The sequence below is a fragment of the Streptomyces sp. NPDC028928 genome (assembly GCF_055564915.1).
The window spans coordinates 624,352-647,087 of sequence record NZ_JBVHVI010000001.1 but is presented as its reverse complement, the minus strand read 5'-3'; the positions used below and the strand labels follow the sequence as shown (position 1 = coordinate 647,087).

General features: G+C 73.4%; 19 protein-coding genes and 1 pseudogene. 3 read left to right on the top strand and 17 right to left on the bottom strand.

Annotation, left to right across the window (positions count from 1 at the left end; translation table 11 throughout):
- Positions 1-9: 9 nt before the first annotated feature.
- The 13 genes and pseudogenes from ACZ4U1_RS02935 to ACZ4U1_RS02875 form a co-directional block, all read right to left on the bottom strand.
- Positions 10-639 (bottom strand): annotated as a pseudogene (locus ACZ4U1_RS02935) (hypothetical protein); the annotation flags it as partial.
- Complete coding sequence (locus tag ACZ4U1_RS02930; protein WP_467898864.1) at positions 636-1,373, bottom strand: YqjF family protein; 738 nt, start codon at positions 1,371-1,373, stop codon at positions 636-638. The pseudogene ACZ4U1_RS02935 and the gene ACZ4U1_RS02930, both read right to left, overlap by 4 nt.
- A gap of 82 nt (positions 1,374-1,455) precedes the next feature.
- On the bottom strand, positions 1,456-1,737 hold the full coding sequence (locus ACZ4U1_RS02925; protein ID WP_467898861.1) for a hypothetical protein: 282 nt from the start codon (positions 1,735-1,737) through the stop codon (positions 1,456-1,458).
- 103 nt (positions 1,738-1,840) lie between these two features.
- Positions 1,841-2,521, bottom strand: a complete 681-nt coding sequence (locus tag ACZ4U1_RS02920; protein WP_467898859.1) for a maleylpyruvate isomerase N-terminal domain-containing protein — start codon at positions 2,519-2,521, stop codon at positions 1,841-1,843.
- An 86-nt stretch (positions 2,522-2,607) separates the two neighbouring features.
- Positions 2,608-3,141: an SLATT domain-containing protein gene (locus tag ACZ4U1_RS02915; protein WP_467898857.1), complete on the bottom strand. Its 534-nt coding sequence runs from the start codon at positions 3,139-3,141 to the stop codon at positions 2,608-2,610.
- Between the two features lie 68 nt (positions 3,142-3,209).
- Positions 3,210-4,565 (bottom strand): hypothetical protein, encoded by a 1,356-nt coding sequence (locus ACZ4U1_RS02910; RefSeq protein ID WP_467898854.1) that lies wholly within the window; start codon positions 4,563-4,565, stop codon positions 3,210-3,212.
- Positions 4,562-5,716, bottom strand: a complete 1,155-nt coding sequence (locus ACZ4U1_RS02905; RefSeq protein ID WP_467898851.1) for a nucleotidyltransferase family protein — start codon at positions 5,714-5,716, stop codon at positions 4,562-4,564. The genes ACZ4U1_RS02910 and ACZ4U1_RS02905 overlap by 4 nt, the downstream gene beginning before the upstream one ends.
- On the bottom strand, positions 5,692-7,371 hold the full coding sequence (locus ACZ4U1_RS02900; protein WP_467898849.1) for a hypothetical protein: 1,680 nt from the start codon (positions 7,369-7,371) through the stop codon (positions 5,692-5,694). Before ACZ4U1_RS02900 ends, ACZ4U1_RS02905 begins: the two co-directional genes overlap by 25 nt.
- Before the next feature lie 6 nt (positions 7,372-7,377).
- Positions 7,378-10,833, bottom strand: a complete 3,456-nt coding sequence (locus ACZ4U1_RS02895; protein ID WP_467898846.1) for a hypothetical protein — start codon at positions 10,831-10,833, stop codon at positions 7,378-7,380.
- 136 nt (positions 10,834-10,969) lie between these two features.
- On the bottom strand, positions 10,970-11,785 hold the full coding sequence (locus ACZ4U1_RS02890; RefSeq protein ID WP_467898844.1) for an ABC transporter permease: 816 nt from the start codon (positions 11,783-11,785) through the stop codon (positions 10,970-10,972).
- Between the two features lie 9 nt (positions 11,786-11,794).
- Positions 11,795-12,688: an ABC transporter permease gene (locus ACZ4U1_RS02885; protein ID WP_467898841.1), complete on the bottom strand. Its 894-nt coding sequence runs from the start codon at positions 12,686-12,688 to the stop codon at positions 11,795-11,797.
- Positions 12,689-12,691: 3 nt separating this feature from the next.
- The gene (locus tag ACZ4U1_RS02880; protein WP_467898839.1) at positions 12,692-13,891 is read right to left on the bottom strand and encodes an ABC transporter substrate-binding protein; all 1,200 of its coding nucleotides are present in this window, start codon (positions 13,889-13,891) and stop codon (positions 12,692-12,694) included.
- A 27-nt stretch (positions 13,892-13,918) separates the two neighbouring features.
- Complete coding sequence (locus tag ACZ4U1_RS02875) at positions 13,919-14,950, bottom strand: ABC transporter ATP-binding protein (RefSeq protein ID WP_467898836.1); 1,032 nt, start codon at positions 14,948-14,950, stop codon at positions 13,919-13,921.
- A 110-nt stretch (positions 14,951-15,060) separates the two neighbouring features.
- Between ACZ4U1_RS02875 and ACZ4U1_RS02870 the strand changes: the two genes are divergently transcribed.
- Both ACZ4U1_RS02870 and ACZ4U1_RS02865 read left to right on the top strand, forming a co-directional pair.
- A complete protein-coding gene (locus ACZ4U1_RS02870) occupies positions 15,061-15,801 on the top strand; it encodes a FadR/GntR family transcriptional regulator (RefSeq protein WP_467898834.1) in 741 nt (246 codons plus the stop codon).
- Between the two features lie 37 nt (positions 15,802-15,838).
- Complete coding sequence (locus ACZ4U1_RS02865; protein WP_467898831.1) at positions 15,839-16,609, top strand: PDC sensor domain-containing protein; 771 nt, start codon at positions 15,839-15,841, stop codon at positions 16,607-16,609.
- An 84-nt stretch (positions 16,610-16,693) separates the two neighbouring features.
- Here the strand turns inward: ACZ4U1_RS02865 and ACZ4U1_RS02860 are convergent, their stop codons facing one another.
- The gene (locus tag ACZ4U1_RS02860; protein WP_467898828.1) at positions 16,694-17,344 is read right to left on the bottom strand and encodes an FMN-dependent NADH-azoreductase; all 651 of its coding nucleotides are present in this window, start codon (positions 17,342-17,344) and stop codon (positions 16,694-16,696) included.
- 128 nt (positions 17,345-17,472) lie between these two features.
- On the opposite strand from ACZ4U1_RS02860, the gene ACZ4U1_RS02855 reads away from it, so the two are divergent.
- A complete protein-coding gene (locus ACZ4U1_RS02855; protein ID WP_467898826.1) occupies positions 17,473-17,865 on the top strand; it encodes a winged helix-turn-helix transcriptional regulator in 393 nt (130 codons plus the stop codon).
- 237 nt (positions 17,866-18,102) lie between these two features.
- On the opposite strand, the gene ACZ4U1_RS02850 is transcribed toward ACZ4U1_RS02855, so the two are convergent.
- The 3 genes from ACZ4U1_RS02850 to ACZ4U1_RS02840 all read right to left on the bottom strand — a co-directional run bounded on the left by ACZ4U1_RS02850 (position 18,103) and on the right by ACZ4U1_RS02840 (position 22,575).
- The gene (locus tag ACZ4U1_RS02850) at positions 18,103-19,581 is read right to left on the bottom strand and encodes a glutamate-cysteine ligase family protein (protein WP_467898824.1); all 1,479 of its coding nucleotides are present in this window, start codon (positions 19,579-19,581) and stop codon (positions 18,103-18,105) included.
- Positions 19,582-19,684: 103 nt separating this feature from the next.
- On the bottom strand, positions 19,685-20,482 hold the full coding sequence (locus ACZ4U1_RS02845; RefSeq protein ID WP_467898821.1) for an SAM-dependent methyltransferase: 798 nt from the start codon (positions 20,480-20,482) through the stop codon (positions 19,685-19,687).
- Between the two features lie 932 nt (positions 20,483-21,414).
- A complete protein-coding gene (locus ACZ4U1_RS02840; RefSeq protein WP_467898818.1) occupies positions 21,415-22,575 on the bottom strand; it encodes a 4Fe-4S binding protein in 1,161 nt (386 codons plus the stop codon).
- Positions 22,576-22,736: the final 161 nt, after the last annotated feature.

Sequence of the window (22,736 nt, the reverse complement as noted above, 5' to 3'; positions counted from 1 at the left end):
GGCCGCGCGGGGTGCGCCGACCGTCGTCGTGACGCGTACCAGGCTGGGCGTGCGCGGCGCCGAGCCGAAACCGAAGCGGACGGCGGGCTCGACCGGGGCGAGGGGGCCGAGGTCGCGCCCTTCGTGCACGGCGCTCGCCGCGGTGATCCGGTGCAGGTCGCGCGCGCCGTACCACTCGCGCCGGCCACCGCCGGAGCTGCCTCGGGTCCGCGCCCCGAGCAGCACGCGGGCGGGCGGATCGGTCAGCACCGTCCAGCGGGTCCGGGCGGCCAGCGCACCCGGGACGGCCCGCAGCAGGACCCCCGGCAGACTCCTGCGGCCGACGGTCAGGCGCAGGTCGAGCAGCGAACCGGCGGTGACCGTCCACCGGTCCCCGGTGACGCGGACCCGTACCGGTACGACCCGCACCTCGTCGAAGGTGTAGGTGCCGGCGATGAAGTCCGCCGTGCGCCGGGTCGGGGCCAGCAGCAGACGGTGACCGTCCTCCCGCTCCAGCATCACGTCGCTGAACGGGCCGAAGGGCGAGCGGGGCCAGTGCCCGAGCACCACGCGGGTCCCGGACGCCGTCCCGATGCCGGCGATCCAGCCGTCGAAGCGGAGCCGGACGGCCCGGGCCGGGCCCGGCGCGGACGCGTTCATCCGTCCGGGGCGGCACGGTCGCGGGCCCGGCCGCTGCGCCCCACCGGGTGCGAGACGCCCAGGCGTACGTTCCGCACCCCGTCCGAGAAGTGCACGATCGGCTCCGTCCCGGGCGGGGGCAGCCCCGCCGGCCGGGTGAACGTCTCCTCCAGCGCCACGAGACGCGCCTCGCGCAGCGGCCAGGGGGCATGCTCGACCGGCGTCTCCCAGAGCACGCCGCAGCGCAGGGTGAAGGCCCGCCAGCGCGAGGTCAGCCACACGTCCAGCCGGCTGGGCCGGACCGGCCCGCCCGGTCGGACCGACAGGCGGTACCCGGGACCGCCGCCCCGCCGGGCGCCGGTGTAGTGCACCGCGTCCTCCCGCCGCGCCAGCTCCAGGCGGCCGACGTGGTACGGCACCCCCACCGCGCGGGCGGCCAGCATCACCGGGCAGCCCACCTCGATGGACAGGAACCACAGCCCTTCCCGGCCGTCCGGGCCCCGCACATAGGTGCGCAGATTGGTCTCCGCGAAAGGGGGCAGGGCCACCGGCGACCCGGGCGGGCGCACACCGGACATCAGGAACGGCGTGAGACTCACCCAGGCCGAACCGTCGTACGTGTCCACGGCGAGCCCGCGCGGCAGCAGGGGCTGGACCTGTGCGGGCGGGCAGGCCCAGTGCACGAACGTCTGGGTCAGCCAGTCGGCCCGCAGCGCCGGGACGTACACACGCTGCTGGGGTCCATACGACACCACCCGCACCGACTCCCCCGCAGCGGGGCGCCGAAACCCGGCGCGCCGCGTCGGACCGGCCCGTCCCCCCGCTCCGGGTGCCGGCTCAGGTGGCGCGCGTTCCACCGCCCCGGCGGATGCGCCCCAGCAGGTCCCGGTGGTAGGCCGCGAGTTGGCCGGCCGGCACCGGGGCGGGGCTCCCGGCCAGGGTGTACCAGGTGTCGCTGCCGGAGTACTGGATGGCGACCCGCACGCTGCGGCCGTCGGGCAGGAGGATCGTCGCGACGGTGAGATCGCCGGTGATGACCCCGACCTCGTCGGTCATCGCACCGCCGGGACCGGCCGTGACCCGGTCGACGTAACTGTTGATGCTGGGAGGGTTGTTCATGGGGCGCAGGTTTCCATCAACCCGACCGGGATGCCCCGCACCGCGCAGGCGGCGCGCGCGGCTGTCGCCGCGTTGGGCGTGCCGCCGGGGCACCGGCCGGTGCTCAGCCGAACAGCGGGAGCCGGTCCGCCGCAGTGCCGAGGGCGGCACGTTCGGTGTCGGTGAGCGCGGCCCGCCCGGTGCCCACGCGCGCGTACCGCTCGTCGCCCCACTCCGCCGGGGCGGGCCGGCCGAGGAGCCCGTCCAGCGTGGCGCGCACCGCCGTCAGGCCCTCGGGCGAGGGTCCGGGGGCGTGCGGGAGGTGGACGATCAGGTCGAGATGGTGGACGGTCGCCTCCACCGCGAGCGTGGTGATCAGGTCGCCGGCCGTCAGCACGTGCCCCTGGGTGGCCACCCGCCGGCCGGGATCGGCCGTGTCCGCCGCGTGCACGGCCGCCGCCAGTGTCTCCAGGTACAGCTCCCGCATCTGGCCGAAGACCAGGAACATGCTCCCGTTCACCCGCACCCAGCGCCGGCCGTTCGCCGCCCCGGCGGTGTCGGGCCGCCAGTCCTGCCAGTACGTCACCGCGTCCCGGTCGGCGGGCCCGTCCACCGGTGTGTGCAGGGCCACCAGTCCGCGCTGGGCGTCCTGCAGACAGTGGAAGACGAGGTCGCGGACCGCCCAGCCCGTGCAGCCGGTCGGCAACCAGGACTCCTCGTCCCCCAGCCCGGCGACGACGGCCGAGGCGGCCTCGTAGGCGGCGCGCAGGGTCCGCGCCGGAGTCGTGGAGTTCACTGTGCTCATACGGTCTCCCCGGACGTGTGCGGTGGCCGGTCACATGATCGTGGACGGGGGGGCCGGACGGAACGCCCGACCTCGGTGGGCCGGTCTCAGCCCTCGCCGTCGACCGCGTACCTCTGCGTCCCCGCCCGCAGGTTCGCCTGGGCCCTGCGGTACGCCCGCCGGCTGGGGACCTCCGCCTTGGCGTTCTGCTCGTCGCGGCGGGCGGTCAGCTCGGCCAGGGCCCGGCGGGCCTCGTCCGGTGTCCAGTGCGCGAGGTCGATCTCCCGGTGCTGCCGCGCGGCGGTCTGGATCTCCAGATAGGCGTTGGCGGACGCGGCCGCCTGCGCGGTGCGCTGCGGCGCGTTGACGGTGGTCAGGACGGCACCGAGGCCCGAGGCGAGCAGGGCGAGGATGCCGGCCGCTGTCCGGCCGGTGGACTCCACGAGGGCGGTGGTACCCGCGACGGCGGCCAGCAGGGTGGTCGGGACACCGAGCAGCAGATGCACGGCACGCCAGCGCTTGGTCTCCTCGAACTGGCACTGCGCGCTGTACATGGCGCTCTCCTCGATACGCCGCAGTTCGGTCTCGATGGCTCGGCGGCGGGTGTCGCCGTCGGTCCCGGCCGGGTCGTCGCTGTCCACGCGTTCACGATAAACGGCGGCACCGGCCGGACGGGACCGAATTGCCTCCCCCAGCACGCCAGTTGCCCTCACATCCGCCCCGACTCGTACGCGGCCAGGGCGGCGTGGGCCGGATGGTGCGGGGGCAGACCGTCGATCATGTGGTGCCACTGGGACAGGGTGACCCGCTCGTTGGCGGGGAGCGACACCTCCAGCTCGGCCGGGGGCACGCGGTCCAGGAAACGCAGCGGTACGGGCGGTCCGTCCAGGTCGACTTCGAAGGTGGTGCCCGGCACCGGGACGGCCAGGAAGCCGTACAGGGATCCCGGGAACGCGCTCAGCGCCATCCAGTGACGCGTGCCCCCGGTGTCGGAGGCGTCCGTGCCGGTGGCCGGGCGCAGTGTCACCGGGTGGAAGAGCGGTCCGTCGGCGAGCCGACGGGCGGGCGGGGAGGGATCGTCCTCGATCTCCGTCTCGATCTCCAGCAGGCCGCCCGCGGTGACGGTGAGGCCGGTGGTGACCGGCCAGTGCTCGATGATCTCGGTGCGGTGGGCGGCCGGCTCACCGGACGACGCCCGCAGCGCGAAGTCGGGGTCGAGGCGCCTCCTGAAGGCGACCGGCGCCACCGGGCCGGTGCCCCGCAGGCGCGTCGCGGCCAGGCCCGCGCTGTGGTGCAGGGCGCGGTCCGCCGCCGCGAGCGCGTCGGCGAGGCCGGCCAGGGCGTGCCGGGCCGTCCGGGGCAGGCGGGCGGTCTCGGCGGCCAGGATGCCGCCCAGCAGATGTGCGGCCTCCCGGCCGAACCAGGGCCCCGGGCGGCCGTTGCGCAGACCGGCCTCCAGGACCTGGAGGGGCCCGGCCAGCGGCGCGGCGGCCGGAGCGAACCAGTGGCGCAGTTCGCCGGCCGGCGGCGCTGCGGCGACGGTGCCGGCGCCTCCCGTCCCGGCGCGCAGCAGGGCGGCGGCCGAGTCCGCCGTGGCCGTCACCCGCTCCCACGGCAGGCAGTGGAACAGTTCCGGCGGCGCGTGGGTCTCCCGGGCGACGCGGTGCAGGAGGAAGTAGCGCAGGGCCGGACTCTCGGCGCGCAGGGCCGCCACCGTCGCCGGGTCGGCGGGGAGTGCGTCCCATGTGCTCTCCAGGCGGGCGACGAGCGCGGCGCCCGCCTCCGACACCGGGACGGGACCGCCGAAGTCGTCCAGTTCCACGACCGTGGTGCCGTCGGCGGCGCGCAGGGCCAGCGCCCGGCACGGTTCGCCCTGCCACATGACGACGGCACTGGTGCGCGTCCACGCCTGCTCGCGGAAGCGTCGCATCGTACGGGCGTCGGTGCGTTCGCTGCCGTCGTTGACGGCACCGAGTCCCGGGTCAGTGGTCCGGACCCGGGCGATCCAGTCGCTGAGCGGCCGGTGGGCGGGCACGGCGTGCGAAGGGGGACCGGTCTCGTTCATGCCGCCCCCGCGAGGAACCGGGCGTGCAGGCGGATCGCGACGGTGCCGAGTCGCTGGACGGTCTCGGTGACGGCGGGAGCCGTGGGATCGGGCACGCACTGCTCCCACAGGGTCGCCAGGTGGTGCCAGGTCTCGGGACCCCGCGCGTCGAGCCGGTCGAGCAGGTCGGTGGGCAGCGCCCGGGCCCAGGCGCGCAGCGGCTCGTCGTCCGGTTCGCCGGGACGCCGGTTCCAGCGCAGCAGGAACTTCAGCCCGCGCAGCAGCACTTCGGCGCGCGCCAGCGGGTCGGTGGAGGCGAGGGCGGGGACGAGACGGCGTGGGGCCTGCCGGGGCTCGTCCCCCAGGTCGTCCAGGGCCTGTCCCAGCGGGTCGACCACGAGGTTGCGCACCGGGTCGTAGAGCAGGGTGTTGACGGTCAGGTCCCGCTGCCGGCTGTCCTGGAGCAGGTCGCTGCCCGTCGCCGGGAAGCGGGTGGCCTCGCGGAGCAGACCGAGACCGCGGTAGTCGAGCGTGGGCCCGTGCGTGCGGGCGACCGGGTCGAGGATGGCGCAGGTGAGCGTGGTCGGGTTGAACCGCTGGACGTGCTCGGCGCTGAGGCCGTCGAGGTCCAGCACGGCGCGGGCCGCGTCGGTGAACGCTCCGGCGGGCGCGGTCCCGGTGAGGTCCAGGTCGTTGACGCCGCCGGGGCCTGCACCGGTCACCATGTCGCGGGGTGCGCCGCCGCTCAGCCAGCTGTGATGGCCCGACGCCGCCAGACGCTCGACCAGCGGGGCTGTGAAGGGCAGGGAACGGGGCCCGTGCAGCAGCTCCTGGAACCGGTCGGTGAGACCGGGACGGATGTCGTCGGGCCGGCGGGTACGGGCCGGTTCGAGCTGCTCGCAGGGGTGCCGGCCGGTCCGTGTCAGGCTCGGCTGGTCGGCGGGGTCCGTGCTGCGCCGCGGCGGGCGCCCGGCGTCCTCCTCGCCGCCGAGGACGAGTTGGTCGTCGCGGGCGGTCGGCAGGGCCGTGGCGGTGCAGGCGAAGCCCACGACCGGCCGGCCCTCGACGGTGTCACCGGTGAGGATCGGTGCCGTCCTGCCGTCGCCCTGCTGCTGTCGGGGCAGGGACGGCGCGCCGGTGACGTCCTTCACCCGGCGGCAAGTCCGGTCCATCGCGCGGTTCCTCCTTCGACGCGAACGGTGAGCGGCACGGTCACGGCGTCCCCGGCGGTGTAGGCGGACCCGTTGTAGTCGAGACCCGGTGCGAGGCCCGGTTTCAGGCCCAGGACGGCGGCGTCCCGCAGCCGTTGCGGCGTACAGCTGATGTCCGTGTCCGGCTCGTCCACGCACGTCGACGCGTTCGGGTAGACCAGTTCCCCGGCCGACGCTCGCCGGGGGTGGGTGCGGATCGCCCGCAGGACGGCGCGGGGCCCATCGGCGGTGCGGATCCAGCGGCGCTCCGTCGCGGAACACGGGTCGCACAGCGTCACGAGCCGCTTCGTGTCCCCGCGGACCGCCGCGTCCTCGATGTCCCCGGCCAGCTTCCGCACCGCGGCGGGTAGCCGGGCGCCGTGGTCGTCCACGGCCGTCACGCCCTCCGACGGCTGCCGGGCCGCGGCGGGCGGTCGTGCGGCGGCGCTCTCGGCGGGAGTGAGCGCGAACAGCGAGACACCCTGGGCGAGCACGCGCTTTCGGCCTCCGCCGGTCAGGGTGAGGGTGCCGGTGGGGCTGTCGCTCGCTGTCGCGTAGCGGGCGCGCGGGTACACCGGGTCTTCAAGGCGTACGACCCTGCCGTCACCGCCCAGGGCGATGCCCAGCATGCCGCTGCCGAGGTAGGTCCACCGGCCGTCGTGCAGATAGTAGGAGACAGTCCGCTCCGGGGAGATGACCTGGCAGTTGGGCATGGGGCTGAAGGTGGCGGTGATGCCGTCGCCCGCCCAGGCGACGGACGTCACGAGCCGTGCCTCGGTCACCAGCGCGTGCCGGAACGCGCTGTCGTGCGGCATCGGGCGGCCGGGCTCGCCGCTCCCGGTGCCCTGGTGGGTGAGGACGCTTTCCAGGGACCAGCAGGCACCGCCCGAGTCGTGGCTGGACCACGTCAGTCCCTGGCCGTCGGGCTGTCGCTGCGCGTGCGACAACGTGGTGCGCCCCTTGGCCGTGAGGAGCCGGCGGACGCGCCCCTCGCGGTCGGCCACGACGAGGGTGCCCTCGCCGCGGGCGACGCCGGGACCATCGACAAGCGGCGAGAACAGGATCACGTCAGCTGCCCCGCCGGCGGCCAGTCGGGCGTACTGCCGCTGACGTGTGGCGAGGGCGATGCGCCGCGGGCCGCCCGTGGCCGGGAAGAGCAGCAGGGAGCTGCCGTCGGTGCTGAGACTGACCGCGTCGTCGCCGAGGAAGCCGATGCCGCTGCACGGGCAGGGCCGTGAGGTCTGCCGTCCGGTGTCCACGTCCAGGAGGTGGATCTGCCCGGTCCCGGAGCCGCCGTCGGCATCGAGCCAGGCCAGTGACCGCCCGTCGGGTGACCAGGCGAACTGCGACGGCCACGTGTCGAGTCCGCTGAAGGAGTCCTCGCCGGGCTGCACCTCGCCCGCCTTCCAGGTGCGGCCGGCGGCGTCGGCGGCGAAGACCGCGCGCTGGGCCGGCCGGAGGAAGGCGACGACAGGGTGCCGCCGGTCGGGTTGCCCGGTGGGGGCGGCGGAGGCGCCGGCCCGCGGGGCCCGGGAGGTGCCGTCGCCGTCGGAGGTGCAGGCGCTCGCGGCCAGGATCAGGGCCAGGGCGAGCGCGAGGCCGGGGTACCGGGTGCGGCGGCGTCCGATGAGGGGCATGGCGGCTCATTTCCTTCCGGTGCACAGGTCGATGTAGGCGTGGCGGTCACCGACCTGGGTGCGCCATTCCCGGGCGGTGAGACCGGAGTCGCCGGTCCAGCGGCAGATCTGGCGCCTCCAGTCGATGTCGGCCACCTGCCACAGGTTCACGGGCCCGGCGACGTCGCTGTCCGTGACCGGGCGGGTCGCCCCGGCGAGGAAGTCGCCGTTCGGCGACCAGTCCAGGCGGGTGATGTCCGTGCCGCCCGAACTGCGCAGGGTGGGCAGGGCCTGTTGGCCGGTGGTGGTGTCGTAGACGAGCACCTGGTCCTCCACCGCGACCGCTAGATGACCGCCGTCGGGTGACAGGGCCATGGCCTTCGGGGTCGCGGTGGTGGCCGGCAGGGTGAGGGAGTCGCCGGTCTCCTTCAGGTTCGCGTCGCGGAACCGTACGGTGCCCTCCGCGCCGAGCACGGCGATCCGGGAGCCGTCGCGGCTCCAGGCCAGCTGTGCGGCGCCGGGGGCGTCGACGCGGCGGGTCGTCCGGGTGGTCAGGTCCGTGAGGGCGATGCGGGGCCCGTCCTTCCCGCCGTCCTCCAGTGCGAGCGCCCGTGTGCCGCTCACGGCCAGGCCCGTGCCCGCGTGGAGGTCCACGGTCGCCACGAGTTTGAAGGTGCTGGTGGACCAGAGGGCGAGCGGTCCGGTGGCGTGCCGGGCGACGAGCAGGTCCGCGCCCGGCACGAAGTCGGTCGCTGTGAACCCGCGCCGGCCCGGGCCGGCGGTGCCCCGGTCCAGCTGCGGTGCCTGGAGGGCCCGGCGCGGAGTCTTGTCGTTCTTGCCCCAGACGCTGACGACGGACTGGCCTTGGTACTGGCCCGCGGCCACGGCGTAGGCACGGTTCCGGGCGGCGTCGAGGATTTCGAAGGTCCCCGAGCCGTAGTCCTCGACGTGGGCGTAGGGCTGCTGGACCGGATCGCGTTCGATCTTGGGCCTGACCGCCGGGTCGATCGTGAACAGGCCTTTGGAACCGCGATCGCCGCCGGCGGCGAGGAGCAGCAGCCCGTCGGGGCCGAAGGACACCGTGGTCGACTGGTCGGCGGGGGTGAGGCTCAGCGGCCCGGGCCGGCGGTCGAGGACGTTCACCCGGCCGCCGCGCCCGCCGGACACCACGGTGGAGAGGTTTCCGACCGCCACGGTGACGGCGAGGCCGCCGCGCGGCGTCTCCATGTCCCCGTCGGCGATGGGGTCGTCGCCGGTGCCGACCGGCACGAGCGCGGTGCCGTCGTCACCGGCGATCGCCACGCTGCCGGACTGCCCGGCCATGGCGCGCGGCGCGTAGTCCAGGCCTCCCACCGGGAAGGCCAGTTGCCGGTGGCGGCGCCTGTCCCAGGACTGCACCCCGCGTGGTGTCGCGAGGAACACCGTCGTGTCGCTGGCGGTGATCTGTGCCGCACCGACCTGGACGTCGGTGAAGGGGATCTCGGTGGTGACCTTGCGGCTGTCCAGGCCGACGGCGACGACGGGCCCGGAGTCGAGCAGAAGCAGTGCCCGGTCCTCTCCTGGGGGCTGACCGGAGCGCTGCGGCGGCGGGCTCGGCGCGGCCGTGGCGTCGACCACGCTGCCGGGGCCCACCAGGGCGGTCAGGCCGTCCGGCACGATGTCACCGAGGCGCCGGCAGGAGGTCTCCCGCAGGGTCGTGGTGTCGTACTGGGCGATGGTGCCGTCGTCCCGCGCCTCGACCAGCCGTACGCCGCTGTTGGCGAAGCCCGTGGCGACGGGTCGGCTGTCGGTTCCGGCACAGGTGGGCGCCGGGAGCCTGCCCATGCGCCGGGGGACGGGTCGCAGCACCGAGTACACGCTCACCCCCTGCTCGTCCCGGGCCGCGAGCAGTCCGCTGTGGTCGTCCAGGACGAGGTCGGTGACCGCCCCGGCGGCCTTCCCGAGCGGTTTGCCGGTCAGCAGGTCCCAGGACTTCAGGTAGGGATCGTCGCCGGTGGTGTACACCCGGCCGTGCCGGTCGTCCACGGCGATGCTCGTCACCTCCGCCGGGCTGGCCCGCCAGGACAGCCCGACCCCCGAGTTGGCCTCCAGTACGTCGCGCATCGCCTGGACGGCGCCGGGGGTGTCCGGCTCGATGGTGTACCCGGCCAGGGCGAGCAGACCGGCGAGCCGCGGGTCGGTCTGCCTCAGCAGCATCGCCCGGGCCGCGAGGTCGGCGGCGAGTGCCTTGCGGCTCTCCTTCTCGCTGTCCGCGCTGATCTGCTGGACCATGACCACCGCGAGCACGACGACCACGCAGAGGAGGGACAGGGCCGCGAGACCCCATCGCTTGACGACGGGAAAGTCCCAGACGCGTGCCTTGCTCGCCGCCTCCGCGACGGTGGCCGCGAAGAGGAGGCGGTCCGCGGTGCCCTTGGGCTGGGCGCGCAGGGCGGCCTCCCGGTCCGCCGCGGGGACGACCACGTTGGCGCCGTCGGCCACGGCCTGGAGCTTGGCCGGGTAGCCGCCGACGGAGACCAGGGTGCCGGGCCGGGCCGGGTCGAGGCCGCCGACCAGCGCGGTGCGCGGGTTGATCCGCCGCAGGGCCGGGGGCCGTGATCGGCGCGTGGTCCGTGCGGCCTCTCCCAGCAGGATCGCGAAGGCACAGCCGAGGGAGTTGTCCTCCACCATGCCGACCACGCCGTCCGCGTGGGTCAGCGACCACAGCACCGTGGTGGTGACGTCCGTGCCTCTGGCGGCCCAGGCGTCGCTCAGCGACTGCCGGAAGCGTTCGTCGCCGCGGAATCCCCACAAGGCGCGCGGGTCGGGCAGCAGCGCCGGCGGTCCCTGCGGCAGTACGGCCGCGGTGAGCGTGCCGCGTACGCCGCCCCGGCCGTCGTCGAACAGGACGGTCAGCTCGGCCGCCGGCCGGGTCCGTGGCAGTGCGCCGTCGAGGGCCAGCAGCCAGGTCAGGGCCGGCAGGGCCAGGTCCCGGTCCGCCGTGGGGACGGTGTCCAGCAGACGGTGGAGCCGGGTGGCGTGTCCGGCCTCGCTGCCGTCCAGGAGGGGCAGCGCGGCGGCGGCTGCGTGGTCGGGGAGGGCGTGGTGGTGGCGTAACCAGAGCAGGCCGGTCGTCAGCTCGTCGGTGGCGCGGCCGGCGTCGCCCACCAGGGCGAGTCCCATGGCGGCGGACGCCCGGAGCGCCTGGACCGCGGCGGGCTCGTCCTCCAGGAAGGGCGCCTTGCCCACGAGGGCGCGCACGCACGAGGCCGCCGCGGCGCGGGGCATCAGCAGCCGGTGCAGGGGAGTGTGCGCGTCCCGCAGTGTGCGCAGTGCGTCGGCGTCCTCCGCGGCCACGAGGTTCTGGAGGTGGGCGAAGACCGGCTGCCGGGGCGACAGCAGGGCACGGGTGGTGCGCTCCCGCTCGCGCAGCGGCGGCAGGGCGTGCACCAGCGCGGCCACGTCCACGTCGTCCGGAGACAGGGCAGAAGACCCGTCCGCCACCTGAGAAGGCTCGTTCGCCGACTGTTCCACCCGCTCCCCCCGGTCAGCTGCGGCACGCACGTCAGCGTCGGCCCAGCGGTCCCATTCTGGCAAGGGCGGAAAGGTCTTTCAGGCCGAACGCGCAAGCCGTGTACCGTCACACCCGGCTGGATGTCGCCGTGTCCGCGGACAGCCGCTGGGCGACGTAGATCGGGATCACCGACAGCAGGACCAGTACGGCGGCCACGACGTTCACCACCGGTGCCTGCTGCGGCCGGGTCATGTTGCCGAAGATCCAGATGGGCAGGGTCTCGGTGCCCGGCCCCGCGGTGAACGTGGTGACCACGATCTCGTCGAAGGACAGTGCGAAGGCGAGCAGAGCGCCCGCCAGCAGCGCCGAGCGGACGAGGGGGAAGGTGACGTCCGCGAAGGCGCGGAAGGTGGTCGCGCCGAGGTCCATGGCCGCCTCCTCGTACGAGCCGGATGTACGGCGCAGCCGGGCCACGACGTTGTTGAAGACGACGACGATGCAGAAGGTGGCGTGCCCGACGATCACGGTGAACAGCCCGAGGCCCACGCCGAGCGGCTCCAGGACCGTGCTGAACGCCGAGTTGAGGGCGATGCCGGTGACGATGCCGGGCAGCGCGATCGGCAGGACGACGACGAACGAGACGGTGTCGCGGCCGAAGAAGCGGTGCCGGGCCACGGCGAAGGCGATGAGCGTGCCGAGGACCAGCGCGATGGCGGTGGCCCCCAGCCCCGCCTTCACCGAGACCCACAGGGCGTCGCGGGCACCGGAGTTGTGCACGGCGACCGACCACCAGTGGACGGTGAGCCCCGGTGGCGGCCAGCTCGCGCTGCGGTCCGGGTTCAGGGAGTTGGCCAGGACCAGCAGCAACGGGACGTAGATCACCGCGAAACCGAGCCCGGCGCCGATGCGCAGGGCGGTGCGCGCGGTGCGGCTGAGATGCACGCTTGTCTCCTACAGGCTGTTCAGGGCGCCCGTGCGGCGGATCGCCAGCAGGTACAGGATGATCACGGCCACGGGTACGGTGCCGAGCGCGGCGGCCATGGGCAGGTTGAGTTCGATGTTGGCGTACACCAGGTTGCCGATCAGCTGGGTCTTGCCGCCGACGATCTGCACGGTGATGTAGTCGCCGAGGCTGAGCGAGAAGGTGAAGACGGAGCCGGCGGCGACGGAGGGCAGCACCATGGGCAGGACGATCGAGCGGAAGGTCCGCCCCGCCCGTGCCCCGAGGTCGGCGGAGGCGTCCAGCAGGTTCGCCGGGAGCTGTTCCAGCGCCGTGTGGATCGGCAGGATCATGTACGGCAGCCAGAGGTACGTCAGGGTGAGGACGGTGGCGGACAGGCCGTAGCCGGGGCCGCTCAGCCCGAGCGGCGCGAGCATCCAGTCGGCGAGGCCGCCCTCGGAGAGGATCAGCCGCCAGGCGTACACCTTGACCAGGTAACTCGCCCACAGCGGGGTGAGGATGGCCACGACGAGCAGCGGACGCCACCTGGGCCGGGCCACGCGGGCGGTGTAGAAGGCGACCGGGAAGGCGATCACCGCGCTCAGCACGGTCACGGCGAGGGCGACGCCGACGCTGCGCAGGATCACCTGGCGGAAGACCGGTGTCGTGAACAGCGCGTGGAAGTTGTCCGTCGACCAGACCTTCACCACCTGGGAGGTGAAGGAGTCCGTGGTCCAGAAAGCGGAAACGAACAGGACCGCCAGCGAGCCGAGGTAGAGGACGGCGAGCCACAGCAGCGGGGCGGTGAGCAGGAGGGTCAGGCGCAGCCGGGGCCTGCGGTGCAGGGTTCCGGCGAGCCGCCGGACGGTGCCCCGGCCGGCGGCGGTCGGCTCATCGGTGGTCACGGCTCAGCCCTTGATCTCGGTCCAGGCCTGCACCCACTTGGCGTACGGCACGCACTTCACGTCCTTGCGGCCGTCGAGGCACTGCTCGATGGGCGTGTTCCAGAAGGCGATCTTCTTCCAGTAGTTCTCGTCGGCCGCGTGGTAGACCGTGCAGAAGTTCTTGTCGCTGGTCTCGGCACACGCCTCGGAGTTGGCCGGGGCCTCGCCGAAGTACTCGGCGACCTGCGCGTTGACCGTGGGGGAGACGATCCAGTCCAGCCACTTGTAGGCGCAGTTGGGGTGCTTGGCCTTGGCGGAGACCATCCAGGTGTCGGACCAGCCGGTCGAACCCTCCTCGGGCACCAGCGCCTTGACCTTGGCGCCCTCGGAGGCGGCGAGGTTGGCGATGACCTGCCAGGTCGTACCCACCACCGAGTCACCGCTCTTGAAGGCGGAGACCTCCTTCAGGTAGTCGCTCCAGTACTCGCCGACGTATCCGTTCTGCCGCTTCAGCAGGGCCACGGCCGCGTCGAACTGCTTCTGGTCGAGGGCGTACGGGTCCTTGATCTTCAACTCGGGCCGGGCGGCCTTGAGGTACAGGGCCGCGTCGGCGATGTAGATGGGCGAGTCGTACGCGGTGACGTGCCCCTTGTACCGGGAGGCGTCGTCGAAGACGGCGGACCAGGAGGTGGGCGCGGGCGACACCTTCGCGGTGTTGTACATCAGCAGGTTGGCGCCCCGGCCGTGGGGGATGCCGTACATCTTCCCCTTCACGGAGTTCCAGGCGCCGTTCTTCAACCCGTCGAAGACGTCCTTGTAGTTCGGGACCAGGCCGGTGTTGACGGGGGCGGCGTCACCGGAGGCGATGAGGCGCAGGGAGGCGTCGCCGGAGGCGGAGACGGCATCGTACTCGCCGGTCTTCATCAGCTTGACCATCTCGTCCGAGCTGGCCGCGACCTTGGAGTGGACCTGGCAGCCCGTCTGCTTCTCGAAGCCGGAGACCCAGTCCACCTCGGGGTCGTCGGAGCCGTCCTCGACATAGCCGGCCCAGGCGATCAGGTTGACCTGCCCCTCGGTCTTGCCGAGCTTCGTCGGAGCCTTCAGATCGGGCGGGTTGAGGCCGGTGGGGGACGTGCCGCCGGAGCCGGAGGAGTCGCAGGCGGCGGCGAGCAGCAGTACGGCGGCGCAGACGGCTGTGGTGCGCGGGGTACGGGTGAGACGCACGGCGTTCTCCAGGTGAGGGGGACGGTGTCAGGAGGGGAGCCGGACGGCGTGCCGGCGGTGCCACTGGAGGCGGACCCGGGTGCCGCGGTAGGCGGCGGCGTCCGCTGAGGAGGTCTCCAGGTTCTGCTGGAGCGCGGTGAGCCGGCCGCCGCCGTCCAGGTCGACCAGGAAGCGGGTTGCGTCGCCGAGGTAGACGACCTCGGCGACGGTGCCGGTGGCACCGCTGTGCTCGGGCACGTCGGCCTCGGCGGACTCCTTCAGGACGCGGATCTTCTCCGGGCGGATGTTGTAGGTGCCCGGCGAGCCGGTGATCCGGTGGGCCGCCTCGCCTTCGAGGAGGTTGGAGATGCCGACGAAGGAGGCGACGAAGGGCGTCGCGGGGCGCTCGTAGATCTCCGCGGGGGTGCCGACCTGGGCGATCCGGCCCTGGTCGAAGACGGCGATCCGGTCGCTCATCGTCAGGGCCTCCTCCTGGTCGTGGGTGACGAAGACGAAGGTGATGCCCACCTCCCGCTGGAGCGCCTTGAGTTCGACCTGCATCTGCTCGCGCAGCTTGAGGTCGAGGGCGCCGAGCGGTTCGTCCAGCAGCAGTACCCGGGGCCGGCCGACGAGCGCGCGGGCGAGGGCGACGCGCTGGCGCTGTCCGCCGGACAGCTGGGCGGGCCGCCGCTGGCCGTAGCCGTCGAGGCGGACCTCCGCAAGGGCCTTGCGGGCGCGGACCAGGCGTTCGGCCTTCGGTACCTTGCGGATCCTGAGGCCGTAGGCGACGTTCTGCTCGACCGTCATGTGCGGGAACAGGGCGTAGTCCTGGAAGACGGTGTGGACGTCCCGCTCGAACGGGGCGAGGCCGGTGACCTCCTGTCCGGCGAGTTCGATCCGGCCCTGGTCCGGTGTCTCGAAGCCGGCGACGAGCCGCAGGACCGTCGTCTTCCCGGAGCCGGACGGGCCGAGCATCGAGAAGAACTCGCCGTCCCGGATCTCCAGGTCGACTCCGGCCACGGCGGTGGTCTCGCCGAACGCCTTCCGCAGGCCCTGCAGCCGGATCGCAATTCCCTCCATGGGGGAACCTTTCTGGCGCGCTGAACGTTGACCGTAAACATATGAAGTCATAGGTCATAGCTCAAGGTCCCTTTAGGGTAAAGCTTGAGTCAACGCACGAGGTGGTGACCGTGAGGCAGCACGAGACCGACGCAGGCGCCCGCAAGGCCGTCTTCAGCCCGGTGGACAACCGGGCCCGCGTGGACGCGGTCGTCCGCCGCATCGGCGACGCCATCGAGCTGGGGCTTCTCGCCGAGGGCGAGCAGCTCCCCGGCGAGAGCGAACTGGCCGGACAGCTCGGCGTCTCCACGGTCACCCTGCGCGAGGCGCTCATGGCGCTGCGGCAGCAGGGTCTGGTCACCACCCGCCGGGGCCGCGGTGGCGGCAGCTTCGTCTCGCTGCCCGAAGTCCCCGCCGCCGACCGGCTCAGGGCACGGCTGCGCGGCTGGAGCACCGAGGAACTGCGCGACCTCGGCGACCACTGGGCCGCCCTGTCGGGAGCCGCCGCCCGGCTCGCCGCCCAGCGCACCGAACCGGCCGACCTCCAGCCGCTGCGCCGCACGGCCGAGGAGCTGGCGGACGCCGAGGACACGGCCGCGCGCAGCCGGCTCTACGGCCGCTTCCACGTCGAACTCGCCGCCGCCGCCCAGTCCGCCCGGCTCACCCGTGAACAGGTCGTCCTGCAGAGCGAGGTGGGCGCCCTGCTCTGTCTCGTCCTGTCCGACGACACATATCGTGAAGAAGTTGCGGACCGTCACCGCTCCGTCATCTCCGCCGTGCAGGATGGGGCCCACGAAACGGCCGGCACGCTGGCCGAGCGGTGCGTCAGGGAGTCGACGGCGCGGCTCGTCGCCGTACGCCTCACCCTCTGACCGCGCCGCGTCCGGTTCCCGTCCGCTGGAGGACAGCATGGGCGTCAGCACGGGGCTCGCCACCGCCGCCACCAACGCCACGGAGCCGGAGGCATGGGTGGCCGCGCAGGTGTGCGGCGCGCTGGAGGCGGTCTTCGAGGCGGTCGCCGCCACCCGTGCCGACACCGCCGCCCTGCTGCACCGGGTGGCCGCCGAGGGGCGCCGGCCCGTCAGCCGCGACCTCGCCGCCCTGCGCCCCGGACTGCATCTGCGACTGCGCCGCGAGGAACTCGTCTCCGGCGCCGGCTTCGTCGCGGCCCCCGGGCTGCTGGCCGACGTGCCGGCCTGGCTGGAGTGGTGGCAGGCGGGTGCCGGGGGTGACGTACGCCCGCTCCTGCTCGATCTCGACCCCGGCCGGTCGGCCTACTCCGACTACACGCACTGGGACTGGTTCGCGCTGCCCCGCGACACCGGGCGCCGGGCCGTGGCCGGGCCGTACGTGGACTACCTCTGCTCCGACGAATACAGCCTCACCCTGTCCGAACCGGTGCGGATCGAGGGGCGGTTCGCCGGAGTGGCCGCGGCCGACGTGTATCTGCGGCACTTCGAGGCGGCCGTGCTGCCGCTGCTGCGGGGCCTGTCCCGGCCGGCCCGTCTGGTGAACGCCCGCGGCCGGGTCGCCGCCTCGGCCGACCCCGCCCACCTGGCCGGCTCCCTCACCAAGGGCCCGGACTTCGGCGCACTCCTCACCTCCGCACGGCCCGGCGCGTACGACGGACTGCGGCTGGTGCCCTGCCGGGGGGTCCCCCTGGTCCTCGTCCTGGCCTGAGCACGGCCGCGGCACCGGGCATGGGAAGGACCCCGGGCCAGCCGTGAGGCGGCCCGGGGTCTGGGGTGCGGCACTCGGGGTGCCTCAGGCGGCGAGGCGCTCCGCCAGCTGCCGCGCCCGGGTCTTGGCGGCCTCGAAGGCGCGGTCGCGGGAGGCCTCGTACAGCGGGACCAGCTCGGCCATCGCCGGGTTCTTCGACGCCATGGTCAGCTCCGGGACGATGAACTCCAGGTCCAGGCCGAGGGCGTCGGCCAGGACGGCCTTGAGGTAGGTCTGCACGTATTCGTAGCCCTCGCGCGGGGTGCCCGGCGCGTAGGAGCCGCCGCGGCTGGCGACGACGGTGACCGGGGTGCCCTTGGCGGACGGGGTCTCGCCCGCGGTGCGGCCCATCAGGATCACGTTGTCCAGCCAGGCCTTGAGGGTCGACGGGATCGTGTAGTTGTACATCGGAGCGCCGATCAGGATCGCGTCGGCCTGCTCCAGCTCCTCGATCAGCTTCACGCGCTCGGCGAAGACGGCGGCCTGCTCGGGCGTGTGGGCGGACTCGGGGACGAAGCCGGCGAGGTGCGCGTCGGCGGTGATGTGCGGCACCGGCTCGGCCGCCAGGTCGCGGTAGATCACCGTGCCCTCGGGGTGCTGCTCCTCCCAGTGCTTGCGGAAGGCCTCCGTCACGGCGCGGGAAGCCGACCCCTCGGTCGGGAACACGGACGAATCGATGTGCAGCAGGGTGGCCATGGATGTCTCCAGAAAGGGCTGGGCAGCCGCACGCCGCAGCGCGTCGGCTCACGTTTCGTACTGGACTATGTTTAACACATCGACTTACTTTTTCTCAGCCCCCTACGGTGGGGTAGTACGCTGGAGGCATGGCGGCGGAGCAAAACCACGACAGCGCGGCGTGCAAGCGGGTGGACCAGGGCATCACCCGCGTCTTCCAGCTGCTCGGCAAGCGCTGGAGCGGCCCCATCGTGGCCGTCCTGGTGGAGCAGCCCGCGTACTTCGCCGATCTCCGGCGGGCCATCCCCGGCATCAGCGAGCGCATGCTGTCCGACCGCCTCGCCGAACTCGGCGCCGCAGGCCTCGTCCTGCGTGAGGTCGACGAGGGCCCCCCGCTGCGCGTGTCCTACCGCCTGACCGAGGCCGGCGCCGCCCTGGAGCCCGCCCTGCGCGAGCTGGCGCAGTGGGCGAAGGTTCACCTGCCGGAGGCATCGGCATGGCCCGAGACCAGCCTGGAACGGCCGAGCGCAGCCCGGGCCTAGAAGATTCGGCTCGGACCGGCGTCAGCGGCCGCCGCGCTCCGCGCAGTCCACTCGCCTGTCCGCCGGCCCACGAGGCCCGAGTGCCGAAGCCCGCGGGTCTTCAGAAGACCAGGACGGCGACACCGGCATCCCGCCGCAGCCGACCGAACCGTCTTCACCGACGCGGAGTCCGCGCAGCACCGGGACTCGGCGTCCGGCCGCGCGGTGACCGTCCCGCGCCGGCGCCGCTGATCCCGGTCAGTCCACCGGCCAGGTGTGCACCGGGGCGTTGAGGTGCATGTAGTCGATGTACACCTGCGTCATCCGGCGCAGCGCCTCGTGCCGGCCGGCGTGCGTGGTGCCGGCGACGTGATGGAACATCTCCTTCTGCCACACCGCTCCGTTGCGCGCCGTCACACAGCGCTGCTCGATGACCCCGAGCAGCGGCTCCCGCCAAGCCGCGTCCATGCCGGAGTGCTCCAGCCCGCGGTGCGCGAGCGGCAGCAGCCGGCGCAGCACCAGCTCCGGCACCGGCACCTCGCCCATCCCGGGCCAGTACAGCATCGCGTCGATGCCGTGCCGGGCGGCGGCGTGCAGGTTGTCCTCCGCGGCCGCGAAGGACATCCGCGACCACACCGGCCGGTCCTCCTCCACCAGGGCCCGGGTGAGCCCGTAGTAGAAGGCGCCGTTGGCGAGGGTGTCGGCCACGGTCGGTCCGGCGGGCAGCACCCGGTTCTCCACCCGGATGTGCGGGCGGTCGTGGGCCACGGCGTAGACCGGCCGGTTCCAGCGGTAGATCGTGCCGTTGTGCAGGGTCAGCTCGGACAGCTCGGGGATGTCGCCGCGGTCCAGGGTCTCCGCCGGATCCTGCTCGTCGCACAGCGGGAGGAGGGCCGGGAAGTAGCGCAGATTCTCCTCGAACAGGTCGAAGACACTGGTGATCCACCGCTCCCCGAACCACACCCGGGGCCGCACCCCCTGCACCTTGATCTCCTCCGGGCGGGTGTCGGTGGCCTGCTCGAACAGCGGGATCCGGGTCTCGTGCCACAGCTCCTTGCCGAACAGAAACGCCGAGTTGGCCGCGAGCGCCACCTGCACCCCCGCGATCGCCTGCGCCGCGTTCCAGTAGCCGGCGAACTCCTCCGGGGACACCTGCAGATGGAACTGCGTGCTGGTGCACGCTGCCTCCGGGGTGATCGTGTCCGCGTAGGTCCGCAGCCGGTCGGTGCCGTCGATCTCGATGCGCAGGTCCTCGCCGCGAGCCGCGAAGATCTGGTCGTTGAGCAGCCGGTAGCGGGGGTTCTCCGACAGCGCCCCCTCGTCGATCTGCTCCTGCCGCAGCGTGGGCAGGATCCCGATCATCAGCAGGCGGGCGCCGACCGACCGGGCCCGCTCCTCGGCGTGGTTCAGCGCGGCCCGGATCTCCGACTCCCAGGAGTCCGGACCCCCCGCCGTCAGCCGCCGGGGCGGGACGTTGATCTCCAGGTTGAACCGGCCCAGCTCGGTGGACCAGGCGGGGTCCGAGATCGCCTCCAGCACATCGCTGTTGCGCATCGCCGGTTCGGCCGCGTCGTCCACCAGGTTCAGCTCTATCTCCAGGCCGACCTGGGGCCGCTCCGACTCGAACCGCGCCTCGCGCAGCATCTGCGCGAACGCCTCCAGGCACTCCTGCATCTTGATCCGGTACCGGCGGCGGTCCTCGCGGGTGAAGACGAGCGCCGGGACGTCACGCCCCATCGGCCCTCCAGGTCCCCTGTCGGACACCTCTCCCTCCAGCGTCGCACCAGCCCGCGACGGGCACCAAGCCGACGGCTGTCCGCGGGCGGACCCCGCCGGCCGGTCAGGAGGCCTTGCGGGCCACGCCGCCGTAGAAGCCGATCTCCTCGGAGCGGGGCGGCGGCGGGGTGTCCGGGCGCCAGAACGGCACCTGGGCCAGGCCCGGCTCGACCAGTTCGAAGCCCTCGAAGAACCGCTCCACCTCGGCGCGCGTGCGCAGGTTCAGGGAGGCGGTCGCCTTGGTGTAGACGGCCTGGGCCGCGCTGCGGTCGGCGAAGTCGCCCGTGGCGTGCGAGAGCACCAGGAAGCTGCCGGCCGGGAGCGCGTCGCGCAGCGTGGCGACGATCTCCCCGGGCCGGTCCGCGTCGGCGAGGAAGTGCAGGACGGCGACGAGGAGCAGGGCGACCGGCCGGTCGAAATCGATCAGCCGGCGGACGTCGGGGTGGTCCAGGACGGACCGCGGGTCCCGCAGGTCGCCGAGGACGATGCGGGTCGTACCGGACCGGCTGAGCAGGGCGTTGCCGTGCGCGGCCACGATCGGGTCGTTGTCGACGTACGCCACGCGGACGTCCGGCGCCACCGACTGGGCGACCTCGTGCACGTTCGGCGACGTGGGCAGGCCGGTGCCGATGTCCAGGATCTGGCGGACCCCGCTGCCGACGGCGTACCGGACGGCGCGCTGCAGGAAAGCGCGGTTCGCCCGTACGCCGATCCGCGCCTCGGGCGCCGCGGCGGCGAGTTCCTCGCCCGCCCGCTGGTCCACCTCGTAGTTGTCCTTGCCGCCCAGGAGGTAGTCGTAGATCCGCGCGGGATGCGGTCTGCTGGTGTCGATGGTCACGGCCTCGAAGCCGTCCTGTGTCACGCGTAGCTCCTCTCCACGGCCGGCACGGCCTCGGTCCGTACACGGCCGGGCACAGCTTCCCACACGACCGTTCAACTTCCTTCTGGACGTCGGGAGTTCCCGCAGGTCGCCGCCGGCCCGCGCCGGGTGCGGCGGGCGGGACGGCGGCGCCCCGGGCGGGGCGCTCCCGCCGCCTCACCCGCCCGGACGTCTCCGGCTGGCGCGCGCGGGCGCGGCGCCGGAGGGTCGGAACAGGATCGTCGGCGCGTCTCCGAACAGGGTCGGTGGTTCGGTCTACGACCGCCGAGGCCCGACCCCACGGACCGGCACGCCGCCTGGGCCGCACCAGCGGCGGTGGGCCGACCGACAGGGGCGGGGAACGGTGAATCCACGCGCTCGGGCCGCTCCCCGCCCCGTCGGACACGGCCCGTCGGGCCATACTGGGGCCCAGCGGCGTCGGGCACCGGCCGTCATGCCGCATCGGGGCCCTTCCCCATCGGGTACCGGCCGTCCTGCCGCATCGGGGCCTTATGCCGTCGGGTACTGGCCGTTGGGCCGTACTGGGGCCCTATCCCGTCGGGCGCTGGCCGTCCTGCCGGATCGGGGCCTTGTTCCGTCGGGTACTGGCGGTCATGCCGTACCGGGGCCTTGTCCCGTCAGGTACCGGTCGTCGGGCTGTCCCGGGGGGCCCGCGCCGTCGGGCATGTGCCGGCCAATGCCGTACCGGGGCAAGCCGTCGGGCACTGGCAGTCAGGCCGTACCGGGGCCCTGCCCGGTCGGTACCGGCCGTCGGGCTGTCCCGGGGGCCCGCGCCGTCGGGCACGGACCGGTCAGGCCGTACCGGGTCACCGATCCGTCGGGCATGGGCCGCTCAGGCCGTACCGGGTCACCGATCCGTCGGGCATGGGCCGCTCAGGCCGTACCGGGTCACCGATCCGTCGGGTACCGGTCGGTCATGCCGTGCCGGGAGAGGCGGCTTCTCCGTCGTCCCGTTCGGCGTCGTCGGGACCGGGGTCCGGCCGGTGCCGAACGGGCGGGCGCCAGCCGCCGCTGACCTCCTTGGTCGGCTTGTGCGGGAAGCGGCGCTCGGCGTACCGCTGTGCCGCGGAGCCCGGCAGGACGTAGAGGGTCTCCGTCTTGTCCTGCAAGGGGCGCAGAACCGTGTCCAGGTACTGCTTGCGGTCGTCGAGGTACGGCCCGAGCACGTCCTCGCCGGCGGGGCAGACGGCCAGGCAGTACCCGGACTTGTAGCTGGGCTTGAAAGCGAGGCTCTGCCACATCGAGGCGTTCTCCGGGTCGGTCACCCGGTCCCGGAAGTCGGCGGCGTCCTCGCTGTCGGCCACCGTCTGCACCCAGTCGGTGAACCCGCTCATGAACTCCCGGTAGTTGTGGGTCGTACAGGCCAGGGGGTCGAACGCGCCGTCCTTGCTGATCGCGCCCACCGGGCAGGCGGCGACGCACAACTTGCAGTCCACGCACGGGTTGTAGTCCAGCGGCCGCCCGTACGCGCTCACCGGGGCGTCCACCAGGACCGTGGCCAGCAGGACGAAGCTGCCGAACCGCGGGTGGATGACGTTGCGGTGCAGGCCCATCACGCCCAGCCCGGCGGCCACGGCCACGGTCTTGTGGGCCACCACCCAGATCCGGCCCGGGAAGCGCTCCATCTCCTGGGGGAAGCCCGCCGAGGGGTTGAGCGCGCGATGGCCGGCGTCCTGGAGGGCCCGGGTCACGGCGCGGGCGGCCGCGTTGACCTGTTCGTCGGTCTGGTGGAACTCCTGGTTCGCCACGCTGCGGGCGGGCGAGCGGGTGTTGTCCCGGTTCATCCGGACCATCAGGGAGATCAGGGTGCGGGTCCCGGGCAGCGCGGCGAGGACGTGCTCGCGTTCCCCGGCGAGGTCGGGGTGGTCCAGGCTCACGGCGGCGGCGTCGTCCGCGCCGGCCTCCCGGCACAGGGCGCGCAGCCAGTCGGCGTCGATCACCGGGGGCGGAGCCGGAGCCGGGTCCGTCCGCCGGCCGGCCCGTTCCGCCAGTACGGCCCGCACGGACGGGTGGGCGGCGAGTTTGGCGGGCAGCTTCCGGGGCTCCGCCCGCTCGGTGGTGTCCTGCTCGCTCATCCTGGCCCTTCCTGTCGGCCCTGTGCTGCTGAGTTGGAATGTCAAACTCACTATGGAGGATGGTCGACGGATCGGGCAAGGGTGCTTGATCGGTGAGGCGGCTGGGCTTGCCGGCGGAAACCGATCGGTTTACGGTGGTGGAAACCGATCGGTTTCCCTCT

What these genes read in the sequence shown, in the direction of transcription:
- ACZ4U1_RS02900 (WP_467898849.1), bottom strand. Translation starts at nt 7,371, where the DNA reads ATGCCCCTCATCGGACGCCGCCGCACCCGGTACCCCGGCCTCGCGCTC.
- ACZ4U1_RS02910 (WP_467898854.1), bottom strand. Translation starts at nt 4,565, where the DNA reads ATGAACGAGACCGGTCCCCCTTCGCACGCCGTGCCCGCCCACCGGCCG.
- ACZ4U1_RS02925 (WP_467898861.1), bottom strand. Translation starts at nt 1,737, where the DNA reads ATGAACAACCCTCCCAGCATCAACAGTTACGTCGACCGGGTCACGGCC.
- ACZ4U1_RS02865 (WP_467898831.1), top strand. Translation starts at nt 15,839, where the DNA reads ATGGGCGTCAGCACGGGGCTCGCCACCGCCGCCACCAACGCCACGGAG.
- ACZ4U1_RS02875 (WP_467898836.1), bottom strand. Translation starts at nt 14,950, where the DNA reads ATGGAGGGAATTGCGATCCGGCTGCAGGGCCTGCGGAAGGCGTTCGGC.
- ACZ4U1_RS02860 (WP_467898828.1), bottom strand. Translation starts at nt 17,344, where the DNA reads ATGGCCACCCTGCTGCACATCGATTCGTCCGTGTTCCCGACCGAGGGG.
- ACZ4U1_RS02855 (WP_467898826.1), top strand. Translation starts at nt 17,473, where the DNA reads ATGGCGGCGGAGCAAAACCACGACAGCGCGGCGTGCAAGCGGGTGGAC.
- ACZ4U1_RS02850 (WP_467898824.1), bottom strand. Translation starts at nt 19,581, where the DNA reads ATGGGGCGTGACGTCCCGGCGCTCGTCTTCACCCGCGAGGACCGCCGC.
- ACZ4U1_RS02905 (WP_467898851.1), bottom strand. Translation starts at nt 5,716, where the DNA reads ATGGACCGGACTTGCCGCCGGGTGAAGGACGTCACCGGCGCGCCGTCC.
- ACZ4U1_RS02920 (WP_467898859.1), bottom strand. Translation starts at nt 2,521, where the DNA reads ATGAGCACAGTGAACTCCACGACTCCGGCGCGGACCCTGCGCGCCGCC.
- ACZ4U1_RS02840 (WP_467898818.1), bottom strand. Translation starts at nt 22,575, where the DNA reads ATGAGCGAGCAGGACACCACCGAGCGGGCGGAGCCCCGGAAGCTGCCC.